Source organism: Janthinobacterium sp. GW821-FHT03A03 (assembly GCF_059421435.1).
In genome coordinates this window covers 41,501-64,291 of sequence record NZ_JBWKUZ010000028.1, presented here as the reverse complement: position 1 = coordinate 64,291, position 22,791 = coordinate 41,501, and the positions used below count along the sequence as shown (strand labels likewise).

The window sequence follows — 22,791 nt, the reverse complement described above, 5'->3', positions numbered from 1 at the left end:
TTACCGTGGTCGACGTGGCCGATGGTGCCGACGTTAACGTGCGGCTTGGTCCGTTCGAATTTACCTTTTGCCATTTTATTCTTCCTTAGAACAATGATTTAAATGTAGGGACCGGCATTCTCGTGAAAGCCGGCCCGGAACTTCTATTACTTAGCTTTCGAGCTTACGATGGCTTCAGTCACATGTTTCGGAGCTTCCGAATAGTGCTTGAATTCCATCGTGTAAGTCGCACGGCCTTGCGTCGAGGAACGCAACGATGTAGCGTAACCGAACATTTCCGACAGAGGAACTTCGGCCTTGATGATCTTGCCGCCACCGCCAGCAATTTCATCCATGCCTTGTACCATGCCGCGACGCGACGACAGGTCGCCCATCACGGTACCGGCGTAGTCTTCCGGCGTTTCCACTTCCACGGCCATCATCGGCTCCAGGATGACTGGCGATGCTTTGCGGCAGCCATCTTTGAATGCCATCGAAGCGGCCATGCGGAATGCATTTTCGTTCGAGTCAACATCGTGGTACGAACCGAAGAACAGCGTGACTTTGACGTCAACAACTGGGTAGCCAGCCATCACGCCCGAAGGCAGCGTGTCGCGCACACCTTTTTCAACTGCAGGGATGTATTCGCGAGGAACGGTACCGCCCTTGATCGCGTCAACGAATTCGAAGCCCTTGCCCGGCTCTTGCGGCTCGATCTTCAGAACCACGTGACCGTATTGACCACGACCACCCGATTGCTTGACGAATTTGCCTTCCGACTCTTCGCACACTTTACGGATCGTTTCGCGGTAAGCCACTTGTGGCTTGCCGACGGTGGCTTCAACGTTGAATTCGCGCTTCATGCGGTCAACAATGATGTCCAGATGCAACTCGCCCATACCGGCGATGATGGTCTGACCCGATTCTTCATCGGTACGCACGCGGAACGATGGATCTTCTGCTGCCAGACGGTTCAGCGCCAGGCCCATTTTTTCCTGGTCAGCCTTGGTTTTTGGCTCAACCGCTTGCGAAATCACTGGCTCAGGGAAGACCATGCGCTCCAGAACCACGCTCGCCTTGTCGTCGCACAGCGTATCGCCAGTGGTGGTGTCTTTCAGACCCACAACCGCGGCGATGTCGCCAGCGCGCATTTCCTTGATTTCTTCGCGTTCATTGGCTTGCATCTGCACGATACGGCCAATACGCTCTTTCTTCTGCTTCACGGAGTTCAACACCGAGTCACCCGAATTCAAGGTACCCGAGTAGCAACGGATGAAGCACAGCTGACCCACGAACGGATCGGTTGCGATTTTGAACGCCAGCGCCGAGAATTTCTCGTTGTCGTCAGCTTTACGCTCGACAGGCTGCTCGTCCTCATCCAGACCTGGTACTGGCGGGATGTCGATTGGCGATGGCAGGTACTCGATCACCGCGTCCAACATTGCTTGTACGCCCTTGTTTTTAAAGGCGGTACCGCACAGCATTGGAACGATTTCGCTGGCGATGGTACGCTGGCGCAGAGCAGCCTTGATCTCGGCTTCCGACAGGTCGCCTTCTTCCAAGTACTTGTTCATCAGGTCTTCCGACGCTTCAGCAGCGGCTTCAACCATGTTCTCGCGCCACTTGGCAGCATCAGCAGCCAGGTGTGCAGGAATGTCTTCGTATTCAAACTTCATGCCTTGCGAAGCGTCGTCCCAAATGACGGCCTTCATCTTGACCAGATCGATAACGCCGGTGAAGACGTCTTCAGCACCGATAGGCATCTGAATAGGCACTGGGTTGGCTTTCAGACGCGAACGCATCTGATCGTAGACCTTGAAGAAGTTGGCGCCGGTACGGTCCATCTTGTTCACGAAAGCCAGACGTGGCACTTTGTATTTGTTAGCCTGACGCCATACCGTTTCCGATTGTGGCTGCACGCCGCCGACTGCACAGTAAACCATGCAGGCGCCATCCAACACGCGCATCGAACGTTCCACTTCAATGGTGAAGTCAACGTGGCCTGGGGTGTCGATGATGTTGATGTGATGCGCTGGGAAGTTGTTTGCCATGCCTTTCCAGAAGCACGTAACAGCAGCCGAGGTAATCGTGATGCCGCGCTCTTGCTCCTGCGCCATCCAGTCGGTGGTGGCAGCGCCATCATGTACTTCGCCCAGCTTGTGGTTCACGCCGGTGTAGAACAGGACGCGCTCGGTCGTGGTCGTCTTACCTGCATCGATGTGAGCGGAGATACCGATATTGCGATAGCGCTCAATGGGGGTCTTGCGGGCCATAATTAATCCTAAATGAATGGACAAAACCGAGCAGCATTTTTTTGCAAAAATGAGCCCGGCCTCGAACAACAGATGCTTGACAGCCGCCTTGCGGAAGCTGGCTTTATATTAGAAGCGGAAATGCGAGAACGCTTTGTTCGCTTCAGCCATACGATGGACTTCGTCGCGCTTTTTCATCGCGCCGCCGCGGCTTTCAGCCGCTTCCATCAGCTCACCGCCGAGGCGTTGTGGCATCGATTTTTCGCTGCGCTTGTTAGCAGCTTCACGCAACCAACGCATGGACAGCGCCATACGACGGACTGGGCGAACTTCGACCGGCACCTGGTAGTTTGCACCACCAACACGACGGGATTTCACCTCAACCAACGGCTTGGCGTTGTTGATTGCGGTAGCAAAAACTTCGAGCGGATCTTTGCCCGATTTTGCTGCGATGTGCTCGAAAGCACCGTAGATGATGTTTTCTGCAACCGATTTCTTACCGGACAGCATCAGCACGTTTACAAATTTAGCGACATCAGTGTTGCCGAATTTTGGATCTGGCAAAATTTCGCGCTTGGGTACTTCACGACGACGTGGCATATCAATTCCTTTCAATCTTCAGTTGAGCGCGCGTTCTTCGCACACTCGCGGACGACCATCATAGTCTTCCACTTACTCGACCAGATGCGGTCGACTACATTCACTTAGCTAGTTGCCACTGAGCGAAACTTGGTTTGCTGCGTACAACTTATTACTTCTTGCCAGCTTTAGCGCGCTTGGTACCATACTTCGAACGCGATTGCTTACGGTCTTTAACGCCTTGGGTATCCAGGGCACCGCGAACCATGTGGTAACGCACACCCGGCAAATCCTTAACGCGACCGCCGCGCAACAGCACAACACTATGCTCTTGCAGGTTATGGCCTTCACCGCCAATGTACGAAATGACTTCGAAACCATTGGTCAGGCGAACTTTAGCGACTTTACGCAGAGCCGAGTTAGGCTTCTTTGGAGTCGTGGTGTAAACACGTGTGCAGACGCCACGTTTTTGCGGGCTGTTTTCCAGCGCCGGCGATTTGCTCTTGACGCGTACCGAAACACGCGGCTGGCGAATCAACTGATTGATGGTTGGCATCGTTATAAATCCAACAAAAAAATACGATTAATAACCCGGACAAGATGCCCGGCGACTAAAACCTCGTCCCGTTTCTATCTGCTGCGCACCGGAGGCGCCCGCAGCCACTCGATAAGGAGCGGCCATGAAATGCCAAGTAACACGTAAACGATGTGCAGAATAAAATCGAGAACTCGCTAGTTTAGACCTTGTGTTACAGGGGGTCAATCAGTTTACGGCTTTTTGCTATAAAAAAAGGCAAAAAACGGGCCGTTTTGTAGCCTTTTGGCTAATTTTCGCTGCGGGCAACCGGACCAGAGCCGGCCAATACAAATGATTGTTTGATATTTTTTCCTGCGTGCAAGCATCGCACGAGGCCGTTCTTGTATGACCGCAAGGTGACAAAAGGATTGATAATAGCGGACATTTTTCGCTGCCCTCCCTTATGCGCCCCTTGCTTCGCCCCGCCACCGTGTTCCTGCTGCTGACCTATGCCCTGCTGACGGCCGTGCCCTTTGTCCCTGCGCTGCTGGGGCGTCCACTCGAACATCCCTGGCAGATGCTCACCTTCGAACTGCTGGCGTGGCTGGCCGTCTGGAGCGTGTTCAAACGCCCCGCTTACTTCCACTGGCTGCTGGTGCCCGCCTTCCTGGCCCTGCCGACGGAAATCTATCTGTTCATCTTCTATGGCCAGGGCATTTCCACGCATCACCTGGGCATCATCTTCGAAACCAGCCCCAAGGAAGCAATGGAATTCCTCGGGCAAAAAGTATGGCTGATGGGCGCCGTCATGCTGGGCGTGATCGCCTGGTGCCTGCTCGGCTGGTTTGCGGCCACGCGCACGCGCGACCTCGACTGGCGCGGCAAGACGCGTCCGGCCGCCTTCGTGCTGCTGATCCTGCTGGGCGGCTTCTGGTGGTATGGCTACGAATTCGGTTTCGACGCCAGCCCCCCGCATAGCGCCGTCGCCTCGGCCAAGGCCGCCAAGCCATCGGCCGGCAGCAGCAAGCCGGGCGCGTCCGGCTTTGGCGACGCCAGCTCGGCGGACGACGAAGCGGAAGAGGACGACGAGAGCAGCAAGCCCGAAAATGCCAGCATCGCCGGCGCCGACGAGACGGGCCTGGGCTGGCCCAGCCTGCCCCACTGGGCGCGCCTGCCCTACGCCTTCGATACCGTCAGCAATTCCTGGCCCTTTGGCCTGATGGCGCGCGGCCTCGATTTTTACAAGGAGCGCAAATACCTGGCCGAACTGGGGCAGAAAAGCAGCAGCTTCCGCTTCGGCGCGCACCAGCAACAGCCCGATCCCCACCCGGAAGTGGTGGTGATGGTGATCGGCGAATCGTCGCGCTACGACCGCTGGAGCCTGAACGGCTATGAGCGCGACACCAATCCCCTGCTGAAACAGGAAGCCAACCTGGTGCCGCTGGCCGACGTCATCACGGCCGTTTCCGCCACGCGCCTGTCGGTACCCGTCATCATCTCGCGCAAGCCGGCCACGCAAAGCCTCAAGGATGGTTTTTCGGAAAAATCCTTCCTCACTGCCTACAAGGAAGCGGGTTTCAAAACCTACTGGCTGTCGAACCAGATTTCGTTCGGCCAGTTCGACACGCCCGTCTCCGTATTCGCCAAGGAAGCGGACGTGGTGCAGTTCCTGAATCTGGGCGGCTTTACCAACAACTCGAACTTCGACCAGATCCTCTTCGACCCGTTCAAGAACGCGCTGGCCGACCCGGCGCCGAAAAAACTCATCGTGCTGCACACGCTGGGCAGCCACTGGAACTACAGCCAGCGCTATCCGAAGGCATTCGACAAGTGGCAACCGTCGCTGTTCGGCGTCGACAAACCCGTCTACACGGACACGGCCATCAAGCCGCAGTTGAACAACAGCTACGACAGCTCCATCCTGTACACGGACTGGTTCCTCTCCGGCGTGATCGGCATCCTGAAGGACGATGGCCAGCGCAGCGCCCTGCGCAGCTCGCTCGTCTACGTGGCCGACCATGGCCAGACACTGTACGACGGCAGCTGCCGCCTGGCCTTCCATGGCCACAACACGCAGTTCGAATTCCACGTGCCCGCCTTCGTCTGGTATTCGCAGCAATTCCAGCAGCGCTATCCCGACAAGGTAACGCAGCTGCAGCGCCATCAGAAAGCGCGTCTGTCGACGGAAAACATGTTCCACACCCTGCTCGACCTGGGCGACATCCGCTTCGCCGGCGAACAGCCCGAGTGGAGCATCGCCAGCCCCCGCTTCAAGCAGCACAAGCGCTATGTCGACAGCTACGGCTGGACCAACTACGACAACGCCATCATCCGTGGCGATTGCCGCGAAGTGATCGACAAGAGCACGCCGGAGAAGCAGGACAAGTAAGGACAGCTATCAAGCCCCTTCGAGGACGCCGCCGCAATCGGCCGGTTGCGCCATGCGCGTGCTGAGCCAGTCGAAGACCTGTCCCGCCTTCGCCTCGATGGCGCTGCCGAAGCCGCGCTGCGCCAGCAGGGCGATGCCGTTGGTGGCCTGCAGCACGCCAGGGGCCAGCAGCAGCACACCGGCGTCATCGCGGCGCACGCACCAGGGCGCCAGACAGTCTTCCAGCAACGGCCCCAGCACCAGGTTGTGCGACGAGACGATTACCAGGTTGCGTGCCGCCAGCGTATGCAGCACGGCGGCGGCCGCCGCCACCGATTCGAGGTGGTTGGTGCCGCGGAAGATCTCGTCGATCAGGAACAGGGCCGGCGCGGCGCCCTCGGCCAGCGCCAGCAGTTCGCGCGCGCGCCGCAGTTCGGCGATATATAAGCTTTCGCCGCCATCGAGCGTATCCTCGTTCTGCATGCTCGAATACAGGGGCAGCAAGGGTACGCTGGCCGCCTGCGCATAGCAAAAGCCAAAGGCGCGCGCACTGATCAGGTTGAGGCCGACGCCACGCAGCAAGGTGCTCTTGCCGATCGCATTCTGCCCCGAAATAAAGGCGCCGCGGCCATCGAGATACAGCGACAGTGGCACGGCGCCGTCCAGCAGCGGATGCACCATGGCATCGAGTGACAACTGCCGCGCATCGCTTTCCTGCGCCCAGCAAAACTGTGCGCGACCGCGCAGGTGGCGCGCCAGGGCCAGGTCCGCCTCCAGGTCGGCCAGCAGCAGGAAACTCTGGCGCAGAAAGGCGCGCTCGCGCCGCACCACGCGCAAGCTGTGAAAATAACGGCGGATATTGCCCAGCATGAGCCAGTCGTCATATTCACTCAACAAGGGAATCATCTTGATCCAGCGCAGCGGCGTGATCTGGCGGTTGATCACGCCGGCAGCCCGCCCGCCTTCTCGCAGCTGCGCCGTGAACGCAGTATCGAGCGCGCCCAGGCGGCCATGCACCAGCAGTATCTGCTGCAAGGTAAATACGCTGCGCTCCCACGGTTTGCAAAGGTCGTAAAAGCGCATCTGCAACGCCATCAGCAAGAGCCAGACGGGCACCGCGACGGCCCATGCCAGCGGCGCGACCAGCCATGCGGCCAGCAGCGACAGCAGCAGTGCCACGGTGGGCAGCAGCAGCCAGCGGCTCCACCACGGCACCGCCGGCGGCGGTGCGCCACACAGCAGCGCCGCCACTTCCATGTCCGCCGTGCGCAAGGGCTGCATGGCTTGCTCGAGCACGGCTTGCTGTGCCGGCGCCGCCAGCAGGGCAGCGATGCGCGCGCGCGAGGCGGCGTCTGCCGTGCCACCCGCCAGACGCTGATGCAGGCGCTGTTGGCCAACGATGCTGGTCTGCGCGGCAAGCTGTGCATGGTAGTCATCGAGCAGCATTTCCTCCCAGGTCTGGCCATCGAGCTGGGCCGGACCGCCCTCGACCTGGTGCAGCATGGCGATGTCGCTGCGGGCAAACGGATAATCGAATTCGGCCGGCTCTGGCAGGCTGGCGAACTGGCGCAACCAGTGGCGCAGCTTGGCATACAGGGACGGCTTGGGGGGCGAGGCAGGCATCATGCTCCAGAAAGGTGGCCAGCTTGGCGCCGCGCGCCATCACTGCCAGGCACAGATCGGGGCGATTATCAGCTTATCAAGATCCATGCATGCGCGGACGCCCGCTGGACGGTGCGGACACGGCGGACAGCCGGACACTTTATATTTTCCCCTTGCAAATCAACATCTTGAATCTGGCACAGAATCTGCTAGCAAAAGGGTATTGTCCACGAAACGTCCGCCATGATCCGCGATACCTCCTCCCAAGACGCCGTGCTGTCCGCCCCGCCGGGTCAGCGTCACAAAAAACGCGCCCTCGTACTGGCCGGCGCCGCCATCGTCATCGGCGGCGCCATCGCCGTGTTCTCCGGCTGGCGCAACAGCGAACACTCCGTCAACGCCAGCCGCCTGCGCATCGCCGAGGTCACGCGCGGCACCCTGGTCCGCGACGCCGCCGTCACCGGGCGCGTGGTGGCCGCCATCAGCCCCACCCTGTATTCCACCACAGTGGCCACGGTGACCCTGAAGGCGAAGGCGGGCGACACGGTCAGGAAGGGCGACATCCTGGCCGTGCTGGAGTCACCCGACCTGTCCGACACGCTGAAACGCGAACAGTCGAGCGTGCAGCAGCTGGAAGCGGAAGTGGCGCGCCAGCAGATTCTGGCCAAGAAGCAGAAACTGCTGGCGCGGCGCGAAGCCGACACGGCGGAAATCGAGCGCCTGTCCGCGCAGCGCACGCTGGAACGCTACGAAAGCGTGGCGCAGGTGGGCATCATCGCCAAGATCGATTACCAGAAGGCCAAGGACGCGCTCAACTCGGCCGAGATCCGCAGCAAGCACGCCTCCCAGGCGGCCGGTCTGGAAGGCGAGGACGTGACTCTGGCCCTGAAGACCAGGCTCAATGAACTGGAGCGCCAGCGCCTCGTCCGCGACAATGCCCAGCGCCGCGTCGACGAACTGACCGTGCGCGCGCCCGTCAACGGTTTTATCGGCACCCTGTCGGTGGCCAACCGCAGCGTGGTGCAAGCCAATACGGCGCTGATGACCCTGGTCGACCTGTCGCAGCTGGAAGTCGAACTGGAAGTGCCGGAAACCTATGTGGCCGATATCGGCCTGGGCATGCGTGCGGAAATCGAAACTGGCGCCATCAAGGCAACGGGAAAACTCTCGGCGCTGTCGCCCGAAGTGGTGAAAAACCAGGTCCTGGCGCGCGTGCGCTTCAACGGCGAACAGCCGGCCGGCCTGCGCCAGAACCAGCGCGTGGCGGCGCGCCTGCTGATCGACGAGCGGCCCAATGTGCTGATGCTGGCGCGCGGCTCCTTCGTCGAGGCCGAAGGGGGACGTTTCGCCTACGTGGTGCGCGATGGCGTCGCCATCCGCACTCCCATCAAGCTGGGCGCCACCAGCGTGGCGGCCGTCGAAATTCTCGACGGCCTGAAGCTGGGCGACAAGGTGGTGGTCGCCGGCACGGAAAACTTTACGAACGCGGCCCGCGTCGCGCTCAACTAATTTCAGACAACGAGGAGCATTCCCATGCTGCGCATGCAAAACCTGAGCAAAATCTACCGCACCCACATGATCGAAACGCACGCGCTGCGCGGCTTCGAAATCCACGTCAGGCAAGGTGAATTCGTTACCGTCACGGGTCCGTCCGGCTCCGGCAAGACGAGCTTCCTGAACATCGCCGGGCTGCTGGAGGAATTTACCGATGGCGAGTACATTCTCGACGGCGTCAACGTGAAAGGCATGAACGACAATGCCCGTTCGCGCCTGCGTAACGAAAAGCTGGGCTTCATCTTCCAGGGTTTTAATCTGATTCCCGACCTGTCGCTGTTCGACAACGTCGACGTACCACTGCGCTACCGGGGCTTCAACCGCGCCGAACGCAAGGAGCGCATCGAGGAGGCGCTGACCAAAGTCGGCCTGGCGTCGCGCATGAGGCATTATCCGGCCGAACTGTCGGGCGGCCAGCAGCAGCGCGTGGCGATCGCGCGCGCGCTGGCCGGCTCGCCCAAACTGCTGCTGGCCGATGAGCCGACGGGCAACCTGGACACGCAGATGGCGCGCGGCGTGATGGAGCTGCTGGAAGAGATCAATGCGCAAGGCACCACCATCCTGATGGTCACGCACGATCCGGAACTGGCGCTGCGCAGCCAGCGCAATGTGCACATCATCGACGGCCAGGTGTCGGACCTGGTGCAGCACGGCGCCACGCTGTCGGCCAGGCCGCAGCACGCCGCGACTGCGTAAGGAGAAACCATGTTCCGCTACTATTTCACGCTGGGCCTGCGCAGCCTGCGCCGCAACCGCGCCCTGACCGCGCTGATGGTGCTGACCCTGGCCGTCGGCGTGGCCGCCAGCGTGTCCACCGTCACCATCCTGCACGCCATGTCGGGCGATCCGCTGCCGCACAAGAGCGACCGCCTGTTCGTGCCGATGATCGACATCCTGCCCGTCAAGGGCTACGTGCCCGGCCAAAAGCCCGGCTTCGCGCAATCCCAGATGAGCTATATCGATGCGCGCAACTTCATGGCCAGCAAGATGGGCGTGCGCCGCACCGTCATGTATGGCGTGGCCGGTCCGGTCGAACCGGCGCGCAAGGATATCGGCTCCTTCCAGGCCCAGGGGATTGCGCCCACGCGCGATTTCTTCAGCATGTTCGACGCCCCCTTCCTGTACGGCCAGCCGTGGAGCGAAGCCGACGACGCCAGCGGCGCCGACGTGATCGTGCTGAACCGCGCGCTGGCCGAAAAACTGGTCGGCAGCAGCAACCCCGTCGGCCTGCGCGTCACGGTGCTTGGCCGGCCCTACATGGTGACGGGCGTGCTGGCGGCCTGGGACGTGGTGCCACGCTCCCACCGCATCATCGGCAGCAAAGGCGCGTTCGGCCCGGAGGATGAATTCTTCATCCCGTTTGCCAGCGCCATCCGCCACGAAACGGAGCACGACGGCGGCATGAGCTGCAATGGCGACCAGAATGCCCCCGGCTTCCAGGGCCGGCTCGCCTCCGGCTGCACCTGGCTGCAGTTCTGGTTCGAAATGGCCAGCAGCGGCGAACGTGGCCAGCTGCAGCAGTACCTGGACGCCTATGCAGGCGAGCAGCGCAAGCTGGGGCGCATGATGCGCAATGCGCCGAACCGGCTGTACGACCTGAACGAATGGATGAACTACCTGCAGGTGGTCGACAACGACAACAAACTGGCGGCCTGGCTGGCCTTCGGCTTTCTGCTGCTGTGCCTGGTCAACACCATCGGCCTGTTGCTGGCGAAGTTTTCCGTGCGCGCCAGCGAGGTGGGTATCCGCCGCGCGCTGGGCGCCACGCGGCGCGACATCTTCCGCCAGTTCCTGATCGAAAGCGGCGTGATCGGCCTGGCCGGCGGCGTACTGGGCCTGCTGCTGGCGTTTGGCGCGCTGGCCGTGGTCAGCCAGCAGTCGGAGGAACTGGGCACTGTCGCGCACATGGATGTGCCGATGCTGCTGCTGACGTTTGCCATGTCGGTATTGGCGGCCCTGCTGGCCGGCCTGTTGCCCACCTGGCGCGCCTGCCAGGTGACGCCGGCGATCCAGCTCAAATCCCAATGACACCCCTTTCCCCAACATGAGGTCCAGCATGGAAATCCGTCCCATCCTGTCGGCGCTGATGCGCAGCAAAACCGGCGCCATCCTGGTGGCGGTGCAGATCGCGATCAGCCTGGCCATCCTGGCCAATGCCCTGCACATCGTCAACCTGCGCCAGGCCGTAGCCGCGCGGCCCACCGGCGTGGCCGCTGAAAACGACATTTTTTATGTCAATATCCAGAACATGGACCGCGGCAGCCACCAGCGCCAGCTGTCCGAGCAGAAGCGCCAGGCGTCCCTGCTGCGCGCCTTGCCGGGCGTGCTGTCGGTAGCGCAGACGTCGCAGGCGGTGCTGTCGCGCTCCGGTAACTCCACCAGCGTGTCGGCCAAGCGCAGCCAGGTCACGCCCAGCGCCAACATCTCGACCTACGTCACCCCCGATTCACTGGTCAAGACCTACGGCTTGCAACTGGTGGAGGGGCGCGACTTCCGGCCCGAGGAAGTGCCCGAGATCGACGAGGATGTCGACGACAGCTACCCGAAGGTGGCCATCGTGACGCGCGCGGCGGCGCAGAAGATCTGGCCAGGCGACACCAGCTTTGTCGGCAAGACGCTGTACAAGGGTACCGGCGCCGATGATCCCGAGCTGCGCGTGGTCGGCGTCGTCGAGCGGCTGCAGACGCAGGTCGGCCAGGTCAGGGCCGAAGGCGAATACTCGATCCTGCTGCCGGCGCGCCTGACGGGCGGGCGCGATTCACTGCTATATGCCGTGCGCGCCGAACCGGGCCAGCGCGACCGCCTGATGAAGGAGGCCGAGCAAGCCATCCGCAGTGCCAGCAGCGACCGCCTGCTGGTGCGTATCGACACCCTGGAACACCATCGCCAGTCACGCTACCGGGCCGACCGCGGGCTGTCCTGGACGCTGATCGCCGTCTCGGCCCTGCTGCTGCTGGTGACGGCCAGCGGCATCGTCGGCATTGCCAGCCTGTGGGTGACGCAGCGCAGGAAGCAGATCGGCGTGCGGCGCGCATTGGGCGCCCGCCGCGTCGACATCCTGCGCTATTTTTTGACGGAGAATTTCATGATCACCAGCGTCGGCGTGGCGTGCGGCGTGCTGCTGGCACTGGGCTTGAACCAGCTGCTGGTAAGCCAGCTGGAAATGGCGCGCCTGCCGCCCGGCTACCTGCTGGCCGGCGCGCTCGTGTTCTGGCTGCTGGGAGTGGGCGCCGTGTATGGCCCGGCATGGCGCGCGGCCAGCATTTCGCCGGCCACTGCCACCCGCAGTACCTGAGCCGGCACCTGAGTGATATGCTGCGCGCATGCCTACCGTACTGATTATTGACGACAATGCCGCCGTGGCCATCGCGCTCGACGTGCTGTTCTCCCTGCACGAGATCGACGCCGTGCGCGCTGCCTCGCCCGAGGAGGGCCTGCAGCTGCTCGAGCGCCACGCCATCGACCTGGTGGTGCAGGACATGAACTTCACGGCCGACACCACCTCGGGCGAGGAAGGCAGCGCGCTGTTCCATGCCATCCGCGCGCGCCACCCGGACCTGCCCGTGATCCTGCTGACGGCCTGGACCCAGCTCGACGCGGCCGTCGACCTGATCAAGTCCGGTGCGGCCGACTATCTGGCCAAGCCATGGGACGACCGGCGCCTGATCGCCAGCGTGCAGAACCTGCTGGAGCTGGGACAGGCCAACCGCGCGCTGCGCCAGCGTGTGGTGGCCGAACAGCGCCAGCGCCACACCCTGGAGCGCGACTTCGACTTGCGCGGCATGGTGTGGCAAGACCCAGCCACGGAACGAGTCGTGCATCTGGCGTGCCAGGTGGCGCGTGCCGACGTGTCCGTACTCATTTCGGGGCCGAACGGCAGCGGCAAGGAACGTATCGCCGCCATCGTGCAAGCCAATTCGCAGGTGGCCGCCGGCCCCTTCGTGGTGCTCAATTGCGGCGCCGTTCCCGTGGAACTGATCGAGGCGGAACTGTTCGGCGCAGAAGCAGGCGCTTACACGGGCATTACCCGGGCGCGCGACGGCAAGTTCGATGCGGCGGACGGCGGCACCCTGTTTCTCGACGAGATCGGCAATCTGCCGCTGGCCGGCCAGATGAAGCTGCTGCGCGTGCTGGAAACGGGCCGCTTCGAGCGCCTCGGCTCGAACCGTGAGCGCCAGGTGAAGGTGCGCGTCATCAGCGCCAGCAATGCCGACCTGCCGGCCATGATACGCGCCGGCACCTTCCGCGAAGACCTGTTTTACCGCCTCAACGTGATCGAGCTGCGCCTGCCGCCGCTGGCCCAGCGCCCGGCCGACATCCTCGTGCTGGCGCGGCATTTCCTCGGACCGGACAAGACACTCGAAACACAGGCGCAGGCAGCCCTGCTGGCCCATGGCTGGCCGGGCAATGTGCGCGAACTGAAAAACGTCATGCAGCGCGCCAGCCTGCTGGCAGCTGGTCCCGTGATACGCGCGGCCGAACTGGGGCTGCCGCTGGCAACGGTGCCGCGCGCAACGCAGGATGGCGCCGGCACGGAACCGGATCGCGACAGCGTCGTGGCCGCGCTGGACCGCGCGCACGGGGTGGTGGCGCAGGCGGCGCAAGAACTGGGCCTGTCGCGCCAGGCGCTGTACCGGCGCATGGAGCGCCTGGGCATTGCACGCGCCTGATGCCACCCGTCCAGCACACACCGCGGCATCCGCAAGGCCAGCGCCTTTCATTACTCACGCGCTGGACGGCGCTGATCGTCACCCTGCTGATACTGGGCATGGGCATCGCCCTGCTGCTCGCGCATTTTCTGCCAGGCCAGCCATGGCTGGTGCTGGGCCTGTCCCTGCTGTGCATCGTGCCGATCGCCATCATCACCATCCGCGCGCAGCTACAGGCGATGCTGTCGCTGTTTCGCGCCCTCTCCGGCACGGTCGCCAGCTACCAGGACGGCGACTTCGCCTTCAGCCTGCGCTGGCCGCAAAACGACGAGCTGGCGGACCTGGTGACAGCGCACAATGCTCTGGGCGACGTGCTGCGCAAGCAGCGCCTGGATCTGGTGCAGCGCGAACTGCTGCTCGACACCATGGTGCAAAACACGCCGGTGGCCATGCTGCTGGTGGCCGAGGGCAATGCCGTCGTCTATGCCAATCTGGCCGCGCGCCATTTGCTCAACGAGGGCCGCCGGCTGGAGGGCCAGCACCTGACCGACATCGTGCAGCAGGCAGCCCCCGCGCTGGCAGAGGCACTGGCGCGCGCCAGCGACGGCCTGTTCACCAGCGGCGATGGAGAACAGGAAGAGGTATATCACCTGGCGCGTCGCAGTTTCAGCCTGAACGGCCGCAAGCACGAACTGCTGCTGTTGCGCCAGCTGACCCTGGAACTGCGCCGCCAGGAAGTGCAGACCTGGAAGAAAGTCATCCGTGTCATCAGCCATGAGCTGAACAACTCCCTCGCGCCACTGGCCTCGCTGGCCCATTCCGGCGCCGAATTGGTGCGCCGCGGCCAGACGGAGCGCCTGCCGCAAATCCTCGCCACCATCGAGGAACGCACGCGCCACCTGGAGACATTCATTCTCGGCTACGCCCGCTTCGCCAAACTGCCCGCTCCCCGTCTGGCCCCGTGCGAGTGGCAACCGTTCCTCGACAGCCTGGCTTCGCAGGCAGTCTTCACGCTCGACTGTCCGCCGCCGGCGCAGGCAGCCGTGTTCGATGCGGCGCAAATGCAGCAGGCGCTGCTGAACCTGCTCAAGAATGCGCTGGAATCAGGCTCGCGGGCAGAGCAGATCGGCCTGCACGTCAGTCAGGCGCATGGGCAGCTGCGCATCGAGGTACACGACCGCGGGCCAGGCATGAGCGGCGCCGTGCTGGAAAACGCGCTGGTACCGTTTTACTCCACCAAGCGCAGCGGCACGGGGCTGGGCCTGGCTCTGGCACGCGAAATCGCCGAAGCGCATGGCGGGCGCATCACCCTGGCCAACCGCGAAGGTGGCGGCCTGGCGGTGACCTTGATTTTTCCCTTACTGGACAGAAATTAGTTCCTAAAGTAACGATTTTTACATCACAAAATCCCAGACTATTTTTGAGTGCGATATTGATAATAATAATTTTAAATATCGCAACTTTTCGCGGCCCATGCCCGTGTGTTAGAAATAAGCTATTTAAGTTTGCATAATGATATAAAAATAGCTCGTTGACAACGAATTATCTTGGCGATAATTTATCACTGCGGTACGGTTTTTTTGAAACATTAATCGTTTTTTCGCGGGGATCAACATGAAACTAAAATCACTCATCGCAGCGGCAGTACTGAGCGCTGCTTCCATCGGCAGCGCCAGCGCCACCGCCTACGTGGTCAACCTCGTCAATACCACGGGCAATCTGTGGACCAGCGGTTTCAACGCCGTGCCCAGCCCGCTTGGCGACTTCACGGATACCTTCACGTTCACACCGAACGCGATCTTCGGCTCCACCGCGCAAGCCTTCCTGGCCAACCTGTCCGTCACGGGCACGGACAGCTCTTCCATCCACTTCACCGCTGCCGACCTGAACGGCATAGGACTGACCGGCTTTGGCGGACCTACCGTCTTTGGCTATGCCCAAGGCGAAGTCCTGGCGCCGACGAGCATCCTGTTCAATGGCCCGCTGGTCCTCACCGTCATGGGCAACACCAAGGGCGGCAGCTATGGCGGCGTCTTCAACCTGAACCTGGCTCCCGTTCCTGAACCGGAAACCTATGGCATGCTGCTGGCAGGCCTGGGCATACTCGGCTTCCTGGCGCGACGCCGCAAGCAATCTTGAGCGCACCACCCAAAAGACGCTGCGGCGTCTTTTTCTTTGACGGCTGCTAAACTGGCGCCATGACAACCGATTTTATCTCCACCAGCCACACCGCTTTCAGCCACCCGGGCCACCCGCCCGCCACCACCACCGAACACCGCGGCATCCGCTACCTGCATCTGGGCACCAAGTGGGTGCAGGGCGCCATGCGCCTCGACAAACCCGACGCCATCGAGCTCGAATACGTGCAAATGATGATGATGTGGATGCTCTTCAAGACGCAGCCGAAACGCATCGTGCAGTTGGGCCTGGGCAGCGCCGCACTGACCAAATTCAGCTACCGCCGCTTTCCTGATGCCTCCGTCACGGCCATCGAGCTCAATCCGAACGTGATCGCCATCTGCGGCGCCCAGTTCGCGCTGCCGCCAAACGACACGCGTCTCGACGTGCGCGAAATGAACGCGCTCGACTTCGTGCTCGACATGGCCAACCACGGCACGGTCGACGTACTGCAGGTCGACCTGTACGACGAGGAGGCGCGCGGCCCCGTGCTCGACACGCCCGAGTTTTACCAGGCCTGCTTCGATTGCCTGACGGACGACGGCATCATGTGCACGAACGTGTTTGGCGACTTCCCCAACTACGACAAGAATCTGCAGGCGATGGAACTGGTGTTCGACGCCGTCGTGTGGGTGCCGGAAATGGAAGATGAAAACATCGTCGTGCTGGCCTTCAAAAAGTCGCCGTCGCTCGACTTCAGCGAGTTGTACGAACGCGCCGCCAGCATCAAGAAACAGTTCAACCTGCCGGCCAAGAACTGGGTCAACGGCTTGAAGCAGTGGATGCTGGACCAGCAGTAGGAGACAGCGGGCGCAGCGCGTCTGCATCTCATTCCAGAACGGGCTGCCAATTTCCTTCGGCGCGATAAAACCCCAGGTTCCTGTCGCCCTTGAAGCGCCCGGCCCTGATGCGGCCTGCCAGTTCGCTGGAGATCAGCAGGTCGCCCGATTGCGCTTCCCTGGCAATATGCCTGGGCGCCAGCCCCTCGTCGCGGAAAAATGTCCGCGTGAAGTAGATGACGTTGCCAACGTCATCCGTTTGCGCTATTGACCGCGCAAGATCGACGACCTGCGCCTGGTGCATCGCGTTCAAGATGTAGAACGGCTCGCCCACCAGCTCCCCATCGGCCATGATGCATGCCGGGCGTATCAATTCAACGTCCTGATCGCCCGCGCCGGCAAGAAAGTCCGCCAGACGGGCCGAAATCAGCGGCACGTTCCCGAGCAGCCAGAGGCAGTCATATTTCAGGAGTTTTGCCTGGTCGCAGACGACATGCACGGATGGCCTGTCCATGTCGAACGGATACGGCGCGCCCTGCAGCAGCGCCAGGTAGTCGAAGTTCGAGCCCGCGGTCTCATACGAGCCACGCGTCGTGTCGTAGGAGCCGATCAGTTTGTCATTGTAATAAACAGGGGCTTTCCAGCTCAGTATCATGGGCAGTCTTCTTCGGCCTGGCAAAGGTCTATTTTGCCCGCTTTGTCTGTCCAGCCGCGCCAGCTTGCGCAAGCAGCGTCCCAACGCGACGCGCCAGGCCATCCATGTGCTCGGCCGGAACCTGGGCATAGCCGAGCAAAAAACCGCTCCAGCCGGCCCGCTCGCCGGTACCATGCGCGGACAGCGCCAGCGCCACGATGCCGTCGTGCGCGGCGCGACGGCTCAATGCCAGATCATCCCAGCCTGCATCGTGAAAACGCAGCGCCAAATGCATGCCGGCAGAGCCGCCATGGATGGATGCGCCCGCACATGCATGGCGCTGCAATGCCGCGCTCAAGGCGTCACGGCGCTGGCGATACAGACGGCGCATGCGCCGCACATGGCGCGCAAACAGGCCGCTGCGCAGGAACTCGGCCAGCGCCAGTTGTTCGGCTACGCGCCCCCGCGCGGCGCCTTGCGCCTGCATTTGCGCAAATGCAGCGGCCAGCGCGGCCGGCACGACGATAAAGGCGATGCGCAAGGCGGGAAACATGGTCTTGCTGAACGTGCCCAGGTACACGACCGGTGCGTCGGCTACCAGTCCCTGCATGGCGGCCAGGGGTGGCCCGCCATGACGAAACTCGCTGTCGTAATCGTCTTCGATGATCAGGGCGCCCGCCGCCCGGGCGCGTTCCAGCAGCGCCATGCGGCGCGCGGGACTGAGCACGCTGCCGGTCGGATACTGGTGCGACGGCGTGGTGTAGATCAGGCGCGGCGGGGTATCCTGCCAGTCCCTGTCCGTCGGCGCGATGCCATCCATGTCGACCGGAATACCCACCACGTGCAAGCCGGCAGCGCGCCCCGCCGCCAGCGCCCCGCCATAACCGGGATGCTCCATCCACAGGGTTTCCCCCGGATCCGCAAAGGCGCGCAAACACACATCCAGGCTGCTTTGCGTACCATCCGTGATGAACACCTGGCCCGCATTGCACACGACGCCGCGCGAGGAGCGCAAATGGTCCGCGATGGCCATGCGCAGCTGCGGCTCGCCAGCAGGATCGCCGTAGTTGAGCTGACGCGGCGTCAACGCGCGCCAGGCGCGATCCAGCACGCGGCGCCATTGCGCCAGCGGGAATTCGTCCAGCGCGGGCACGCCAGGCGCGAACGCCGCCATCGCATCGGCGGGAAACACCACCGCCGCATTCACGTCCTGTCCCGCCACGCCGCGCAAATGCCGGGCACGGAATGACAAGCCATCCTCGTCGCCCTCGGCCAACGGTGCCATTGCCGCACCAACGCTGCCGGCGACCACCGTGCCGCGCCGATCCGGCAAGACAAACCCTTCGCTGGCCAGCTGCTCATAGGCATACAGCACCGTATTGCGCGCCAAGCCCAGTTCCGCCGCCAGCACCCGCGTAGCGGCCAGGCGCGTGCCGGGTGCCAGCTGGCCATCACGGATCGCCGTACGCAGGCATTCATGCAGCAAACGCTGGCGCGACCAGCCCCGTTCGCGGTGCCTGCCTTCGAACGCATTCAGCAGCAAAGCAAAATCCATGCGCGTCCCTCCATGTGGCTCTAAATTATTTGTCGACTCTGGATCTTTTTTCAGAACCAGATGCCGATTATAGTGCGGCCAGCCTCTTCAACCAACCGGACTTCCGCCATGACCGCCACCGCCCTCCCTCCCAGCCCCCGTACCCGCGTGCGCCGCGTCGCCGAACTGGCCAGCTACGAGCAAGCCACCCTGTACGCCATCCTCGATGCCGCCTACCTGTGCCATATCGCCTTCCGCGACGACAAGGGCAGCCATTGCATTCCGACCGCCTGCTGGCGCATCGGCGGCTACCTGTACATCCATGGCTCGAACGGCAGCCGCATGCTCAAGCAACTCGTCAACGATGCCGACGTATGCGTGACGGTCAGCCATCTCGACGGCCTGGTGCTGGCGCGCTCCGCCTTCAATCACACGATGAACTACCGCTCGGCGATGGTGTATGGGCAATTTGAAAAGGTGGCCGACATCGGCCAGCAGCATGCGGCCATGGATGCGCTGATGGAAAAGCTGGCGCCGGGACGCTTGGCGCAGGTGCGTGGCGGCAGCGCCAAGGAATATGCGGCCACCACAGTGCTGCGCATCGCGCTCGACGAATGCGCCGTCAAGCAGCGCACGGGCGGCCCGCTCGACGACGCGGGCGACATGGCGCATGTTGTCTGGACGGGCGAACTGCCCTTCACGCACGGCCGTGGCGCAGCCATCGCCGACGCGCAAAACACCAGCGCATTGCCCGCGTATGCCGCCGCATGGCAAACGGAATCCGCTTGACCGGCCAGCGTGCTTGGCCGATGATCGGCATTGATGGCGATCGCCACCAATTCACCAACCGATCCAATCACGCATGGAGCATATGATGATGAAGCGAGTATCCCTGGCTGCGGCCCTGACAGTCATGCTGGCCTGTGGCGGCAGCGGCGCGGCCCTGGCCGCCGATGCAGGTGACGCGGCCCTGAAGGCGGCCATTGGCGGCAGTGCGCGCACGCCAGCCAACGTGACGCGCGACAGCGCCCGCCACCCGTATGAAACGCTGACGTTCTTCGGCATCAAGCCGAGCATGACAGTGGTGGAACTGGCGCCCGGTGGCGGCTGGTACACGGAGATCCTGGCGCCTTATCTGCGCGAGCATGGCAAGCTGATCGCCGCCGGCAATGACCCGCAGTCAAGCAGCGAAGGCGCGCGCAAGGGCGCCGCGCGCTTCCAGCAAAAACTCGACGCCAATCCGGCCGCTTTCGGCAAAGTGGAAATCGGCGCCTTCGCGCCCCCCGCCACCTACCGTATCGCGCCCAGGGGCACGGCCGACATGGTACTTACCTTCCGCAATATCCACAACTGGATACCGATCGGCGAAGCGGGCATGCAGGCCCTGTTCAAGCAAGTCTATGACAGCCTGAAACCGGGCGGCGTCTTCGGCGTCGTCGAGCACCGCCTGCCCGCCAGCAAGGTGCAGGATGCCACGGCCAGCAGCGGCTACATGCACGAAGCGTACGTGATCAAGCTGGCTGAAGGCGCAGGCTTCAAGCTGGCGGCCAAATCGGAGATCAACGCCAATCCGCGAGACCATGCCGACCACCAGGGCGGCGTCTGGGCCCTGCCACCCACCTACGCCAACAAGGACGTGGAGCGCGACAAGTACACGGCCATCGGCGAGAGCGACCGCATGACCCTGAAGTTCGTCAAACCCTGAGTCACTAGAAAAGCCAACGGCGGCGGGCCGATACGGCGCGCCCCATTGCCTTGTGCGCGCAGCGCGCCTTAAAGGTAAATGCCGTACACGCCGCAAGAGCGCGAGACAAGCATGCACTGGCTCGCCGTGCCATTTTCGGTGCAGTCAATCAGGGCCTGCATGCACTCCCGGCGTGTCGGCTGCGCATACGCGGTGCTCACGGCACCGGCCAAACCAACGGCGGCGCAGAAGACAAATACCGCCTTTTTCACATGGATCATTTTTATTCCACTCCCAAAGAGTTGAGCCGATCTAGAAACTAGTGAACTGGAAGATCACAACAGCGCGTGCACGCAGGCAGCAACACGCTCAGACGTGAATGCCGTACACGCCGCACAGGCGACGCACCAGCGCGCAGTCGTTTTCATTGCCATCGGCGAGACAGGAATCGCGGGCTTCCTCACACGTTTCACGCGACGGCAAGGCATATGCACTCGAACTGACGGCACCGGCGAAACCGACAGCGGCACAGAAGACAACTACGGCTTTCTTGAAATTGATCATTTTTATCCCGTTAGCAAAAAAGTTCATCGTTATAAAAAACCAGGGCAGAACGCCAGCCGCCAACTTCCACCTATCGATAGACGTATAGCGCATAAAAATAGTAGCACCAAAGAAAGTTACCAAATACGCAAACAAGAAAACAAGATAACATTTTCATTTCACGCCCTTTCATGGAATAAAAACCGGCCTGCGGCCATTCCGACTCCCACTTGCATGGAAAGGCGCGAAAAAAAACCGCAGGCCAGGCTGCGGTTTTTGTATCGACAGTTTATTTCTTCGCTTCCTTGGGCTTCACCGGCACCAGGCTCAAGTCCTGAAAGTCGTAGCTGAAGTCCGTCTCGGCCGACACGGGCGCCATCTTCACCCGGTCGATACTGGCATCCGGGTTCAACGAAAACGTCACGTAGGCGTCGGCATTGAAGTTGCGCTCTTTCCAGCGCACGATGAAGGTGTCGTGCTGCCAGTGTTCCAGCTCGCCCGTCAGGTCCGGCGTGCGCGTAAAGCTGAGGATATGTTTTTTCCCTTCCGGCTTGATCACGACCTTGCCGTACCAGGCGTCCTCATACTCGCCATCGTACGCGGCCAGCGGCAGCGACGGCTGCGATTTCGCCGCGCGCGCGCTCGACGCCTTGCCCTGCTTTTTCACTTCTTCCGCATGCTGGTCCTGCTCCACCTTGGCCACCAGCGCCAGCCAGTCCGACGGCGCCGCCTGCAGGTAATGGTCGAGGATGCGCCATTGCAGCGCCGTCATCGAACCGCCATTTTCCGCATTGGTGAGGATGGCCACGCCCAGTTTCGCTTCCGGCACCATCAGCACGCGCGAATAGAATCCCTGCAGCGCGCCGCCGTGCATGGCGACCTTCATGCCCTTGTAGTCGCGCAGCTGGAAGCCCAGGCCATACGCGCTGAAGTTCGGTTTCGTCGCGGCCAGCGCCGGCTTCGGCTCGGGAATCTTGATCGGCGTTTGCGCGGTCCACATTTCACGGCCCTGCTTTTCGCTGAACAGGCGCGCTTCCTTGCCGTCCTTGCCCTGCACGCCGGCGATCTTGCCGCCGTCGAGCAGCACCATCATCCACTTGGCGATATCTTCCGCATTCGTGTTGATGCCGACGGCGCCCACCGCGTTCGGCACGGGCATCGACTTGACGGCGGCAATCTTGCCGTCGATCTTGCTGTGCGCATGGGCGACGTCGGGATTACCCGCATTCTCGGCCAGGCTGGTGGTGGTGCCCGTCATGCCCAGCGGTGCCAGGATGCGCTCATGCATGGCCTCGCCCCAGCTTTTCCCCGCCTTGTCGGCGATGATCTTGCCGGCCACGATGTACAGCAGGTTATCGTAGGCATAGCTGTTGCGAAAACTCGTGGCCGGACGGATGTAGCGCAGTTTCTCGATGATCTCGTCGGTGCTGAAGGTGGTAGTCGGCCACCACAGCAAGTCGCCCGCACCCAGGCCCAGGCCGCTGCGGTGCGTCAGCAAATCACGGATGGTCATGGCGCCCGTCACGTAGGAATCGTGCATCTGGAAACCGGGCAGGTGCTTGGTGACGGGATCGTCCCAGGCCAGCTTGCCGTCGTCAACCAGCATGGCCAGCGCAGCGGCCGTAAAACCCTTCGAATTCGATGCCACTTCAAACAAGGTCTGCGCATCGACGGCGGCCGGTTCGCCCAGCTTGCGCACACCAAAGCCCTTGGCGGTGACGACCTTGCCGTCCTTGACGATGGCGATCGCCATGCCGGGCACGTCGAACACTGTCAGGGCGGTGGCGACGTCGCGCTCAAGATCGAAGGCAGGCGCAGGCACCGGCGCTGCGGCAACGACGGGTACTGCATCGGCTGCCAGCGCCGGCACGGCGATGCTGGAAAACGCCAGCACGATGGCGGCGGCGAGACGGTTCATGGTATGCATGGTCAGGATATC

Annotated in this window: 20 protein-coding genes and 1 pseudogene; 12 read left to right on the top strand and 9 right to left on the bottom strand. The window is 62.3% G+C overall.

Annotated features, from left to right (window positions below):
- The 4 genes and pseudogenes from AC07VI_RS27665 to rpsL form a co-directional block, all read right to left on the bottom strand.
- A pseudogene (locus tag AC07VI_RS27665) lies at positions 1 to 74 on the bottom strand (GTP-binding protein); the annotation flags it as partial.
- 72 nt (positions 75 to 146) lie between these two features.
- The gene (gene fusA / locus AC07VI_RS27660; RefSeq protein WP_086146711.1) at positions 147 to 2,252 is read right to left on the bottom strand and encodes an elongation factor G; all 2,106 of its coding nucleotides are present in this window, start codon (positions 2,250 to 2,252) and stop codon (positions 147 to 149) included.
- Positions 2,253 to 2,360: 108 nt separating this feature from the next.
- The gene (gene rpsG / locus AC07VI_RS27655) at positions 2,361 to 2,831 is read right to left on the bottom strand and encodes a 30S ribosomal protein S7 (RefSeq protein ID WP_010394377.1); all 471 of its coding nucleotides are present in this window, start codon (positions 2,829 to 2,831) and stop codon (positions 2,361 to 2,363) included.
- Between the two features lie 151 nt (positions 2,832 to 2,982).
- A complete protein-coding gene (gene rpsL, locus AC07VI_RS27650; protein WP_076565188.1) occupies positions 2,983 to 3,366 on the bottom strand; it encodes a 30S ribosomal protein S12 in 384 nt (127 codons plus the stop codon).
- Between the two features lie 424 nt (positions 3,367 to 3,790).
- Here rpsL and AC07VI_RS27645 point away from each other — a divergent pair, with 424 nt between their 5' ends.
- On the top strand, positions 3,791 to 5,716 hold the full coding sequence (locus tag AC07VI_RS27645) for a phosphoethanolamine transferase (protein ID WP_157792488.1): 1,926 nt from the start codon (positions 3,791 to 3,793) through the stop codon (positions 5,714 to 5,716).
- 9 nt (positions 5,717 to 5,725) lie between these two features.
- Here the strand turns inward: AC07VI_RS27645 and AC07VI_RS27640 are convergent, their stop codons facing one another.
- Entirely contained in the window at positions 5,726 to 7,318 is a 1,593-nt protein-coding gene (locus AC07VI_RS27640; protein WP_492992254.1) for a MutS-related protein, read from the bottom strand.
- Positions 7,319 to 7,540: 222 nt separating this feature from the next.
- Here AC07VI_RS27640 and AC07VI_RS27635 point away from each other — a divergent pair, with 222 nt between their 5' ends.
- The 8 genes from AC07VI_RS27635 (at position 7,541) to AC07VI_RS27600 (ending at position 16,478) form a co-directional block, all read left to right on the top strand.
- Positions 7,541 to 8,806 carry an efflux RND transporter periplasmic adaptor subunit gene (locus tag AC07VI_RS27635; protein ID WP_492992252.1) on the top strand — a complete coding sequence of 422 codons (1,266 nt, stop codon included), beginning with the start codon at positions 7,541 to 7,543 and terminating at the stop codon, positions 8,804 to 8,806.
- Between the two features lie 24 nt (positions 8,807 to 8,830).
- On the top strand, positions 8,831 to 9,547 hold the full coding sequence (locus tag AC07VI_RS27630) for an ABC transporter ATP-binding protein (protein ID WP_086146713.1): 717 nt from the start codon (positions 8,831 to 8,833) through the stop codon (positions 9,545 to 9,547).
- A gap of 9 nt (positions 9,548 to 9,556) precedes the next feature.
- Positions 9,557 to 10,879 carry an ABC transporter permease gene (locus AC07VI_RS27625; RefSeq protein ID WP_086146714.1) on the top strand — a complete coding sequence of 441 codons (1,323 nt, stop codon included), beginning with the start codon at positions 9,557 to 9,559 and terminating at the stop codon, positions 10,877 to 10,879.
- 28 nt (positions 10,880 to 10,907) lie between these two features.
- Positions 10,908 to 12,146: an ABC transporter permease gene (locus AC07VI_RS27620; RefSeq protein ID WP_492992249.1), complete on the top strand. Its 1,239-nt coding sequence runs from the start codon at positions 10,908 to 10,910 to the stop codon at positions 12,144 to 12,146.
- 28 nt (positions 12,147 to 12,174) lie between these two features.
- Positions 12,175 to 13,521, top strand: a complete 1,347-nt coding sequence (locus tag AC07VI_RS27615; RefSeq protein WP_492992247.1) for a sigma-54-dependent transcriptional regulator — start codon at positions 12,175 to 12,177, stop codon at positions 13,519 to 13,521.
- On the top strand, positions 13,521 to 14,876 hold the full coding sequence (locus AC07VI_RS27610) for a sensor histidine kinase (protein WP_216356367.1): 1,356 nt from the start codon (positions 13,521 to 13,523) through the stop codon (positions 14,874 to 14,876). The genes AC07VI_RS27615 and AC07VI_RS27610 overlap by 1 nt, the downstream gene beginning before the upstream one ends.
- Before the next feature lie 238 nt (positions 14,877 to 15,114).
- Positions 15,115 to 15,639: an FxDxF family PEP-CTERM protein gene (locus AC07VI_RS27605; protein WP_086146717.1), complete on the top strand. Its 525-nt coding sequence runs from the start codon at positions 15,115 to 15,117 to the stop codon at positions 15,637 to 15,639.
- Positions 15,640 to 15,698: 59 nt separating this feature from the next.
- A complete protein-coding gene (locus AC07VI_RS27600) occupies positions 15,699 to 16,478 on the top strand; it encodes a spermine/spermidine synthase domain-containing protein (RefSeq protein ID WP_086146718.1) in 780 nt (259 codons plus the stop codon).
- A gap of 28 nt (positions 16,479 to 16,506) precedes the next feature.
- Here AC07VI_RS27600 and AC07VI_RS27595 read toward each other — a convergent pair whose 3' ends face one another.
- Both AC07VI_RS27595 and pdxR read right to left on the bottom strand, forming a co-directional pair.
- Positions 16,507 to 17,112: an imm11 family protein gene (locus tag AC07VI_RS27595; RefSeq protein WP_086146719.1), complete on the bottom strand. Its 606-nt coding sequence runs from the start codon at positions 17,110 to 17,112 to the stop codon at positions 16,507 to 16,509.
- Between the two features lie 28 nt (positions 17,113 to 17,140).
- Positions 17,141 to 18,646, bottom strand: a complete 1,506-nt coding sequence (gene pdxR, locus AC07VI_RS27590; RefSeq protein ID WP_086146720.1) for a MocR-like pyridoxine biosynthesis transcription factor PdxR — start codon at positions 18,644 to 18,646, stop codon at positions 17,141 to 17,143.
- Between the two features lie 108 nt (positions 18,647 to 18,754).
- Between pdxR and AC07VI_RS27585 the strand changes: the two genes are divergently transcribed.
- Positions 18,755 to 19,414 carry a pyridoxamine 5'-phosphate oxidase family protein gene (locus AC07VI_RS27585; protein ID WP_086146721.1) on the top strand — a complete coding sequence of 220 codons (660 nt, stop codon included), beginning with the start codon at positions 18,755 to 18,757 and terminating at the stop codon, positions 19,412 to 19,414.
- Between the two features lie 85 nt (positions 19,415 to 19,499).
- Positions 19,500 to 20,330: a class I SAM-dependent methyltransferase gene (locus tag AC07VI_RS27580; protein ID WP_086146744.1), complete on the top strand. Its 831-nt coding sequence runs from the start codon at positions 19,500 to 19,502 to the stop codon at positions 20,328 to 20,330.
- Positions 20,331 to 20,398: 68 nt separating this feature from the next.
- Here AC07VI_RS27580 and AC07VI_RS27575 read toward each other — a convergent pair whose 3' ends face one another.
- A complete protein-coding gene (locus AC07VI_RS27575) occupies positions 20,399 to 20,590 on the bottom strand; it encodes a hypothetical protein (protein ID WP_086146722.1) in 192 nt (63 codons plus the stop codon).
- 94 nt (positions 20,591 to 20,684) lie between these two features.
- Here AC07VI_RS27575 and AC07VI_RS27570 point away from each other — a divergent pair, with 94 nt between their 5' ends.
- Complete coding sequence (locus tag AC07VI_RS27570; RefSeq protein WP_157792489.1) at positions 20,685 to 21,203, top strand: hypothetical protein; 519 nt, start codon at positions 20,685 to 20,687, stop codon at positions 21,201 to 21,203.
- Here AC07VI_RS27570 and AC07VI_RS27565 read toward each other — a convergent pair.
- Positions 21,142 to 22,779, bottom strand: a complete 1,638-nt coding sequence (locus tag AC07VI_RS27565; RefSeq protein ID WP_086146724.1) for a serine hydrolase — start codon at positions 22,777 to 22,779, stop codon at positions 21,142 to 21,144. The two genes, AC07VI_RS27570 and AC07VI_RS27565, sit on opposite strands and share 62 nt — an antisense overlap.
- Positions 22,780 to 22,791 lie beyond the last annotated feature (12 nt).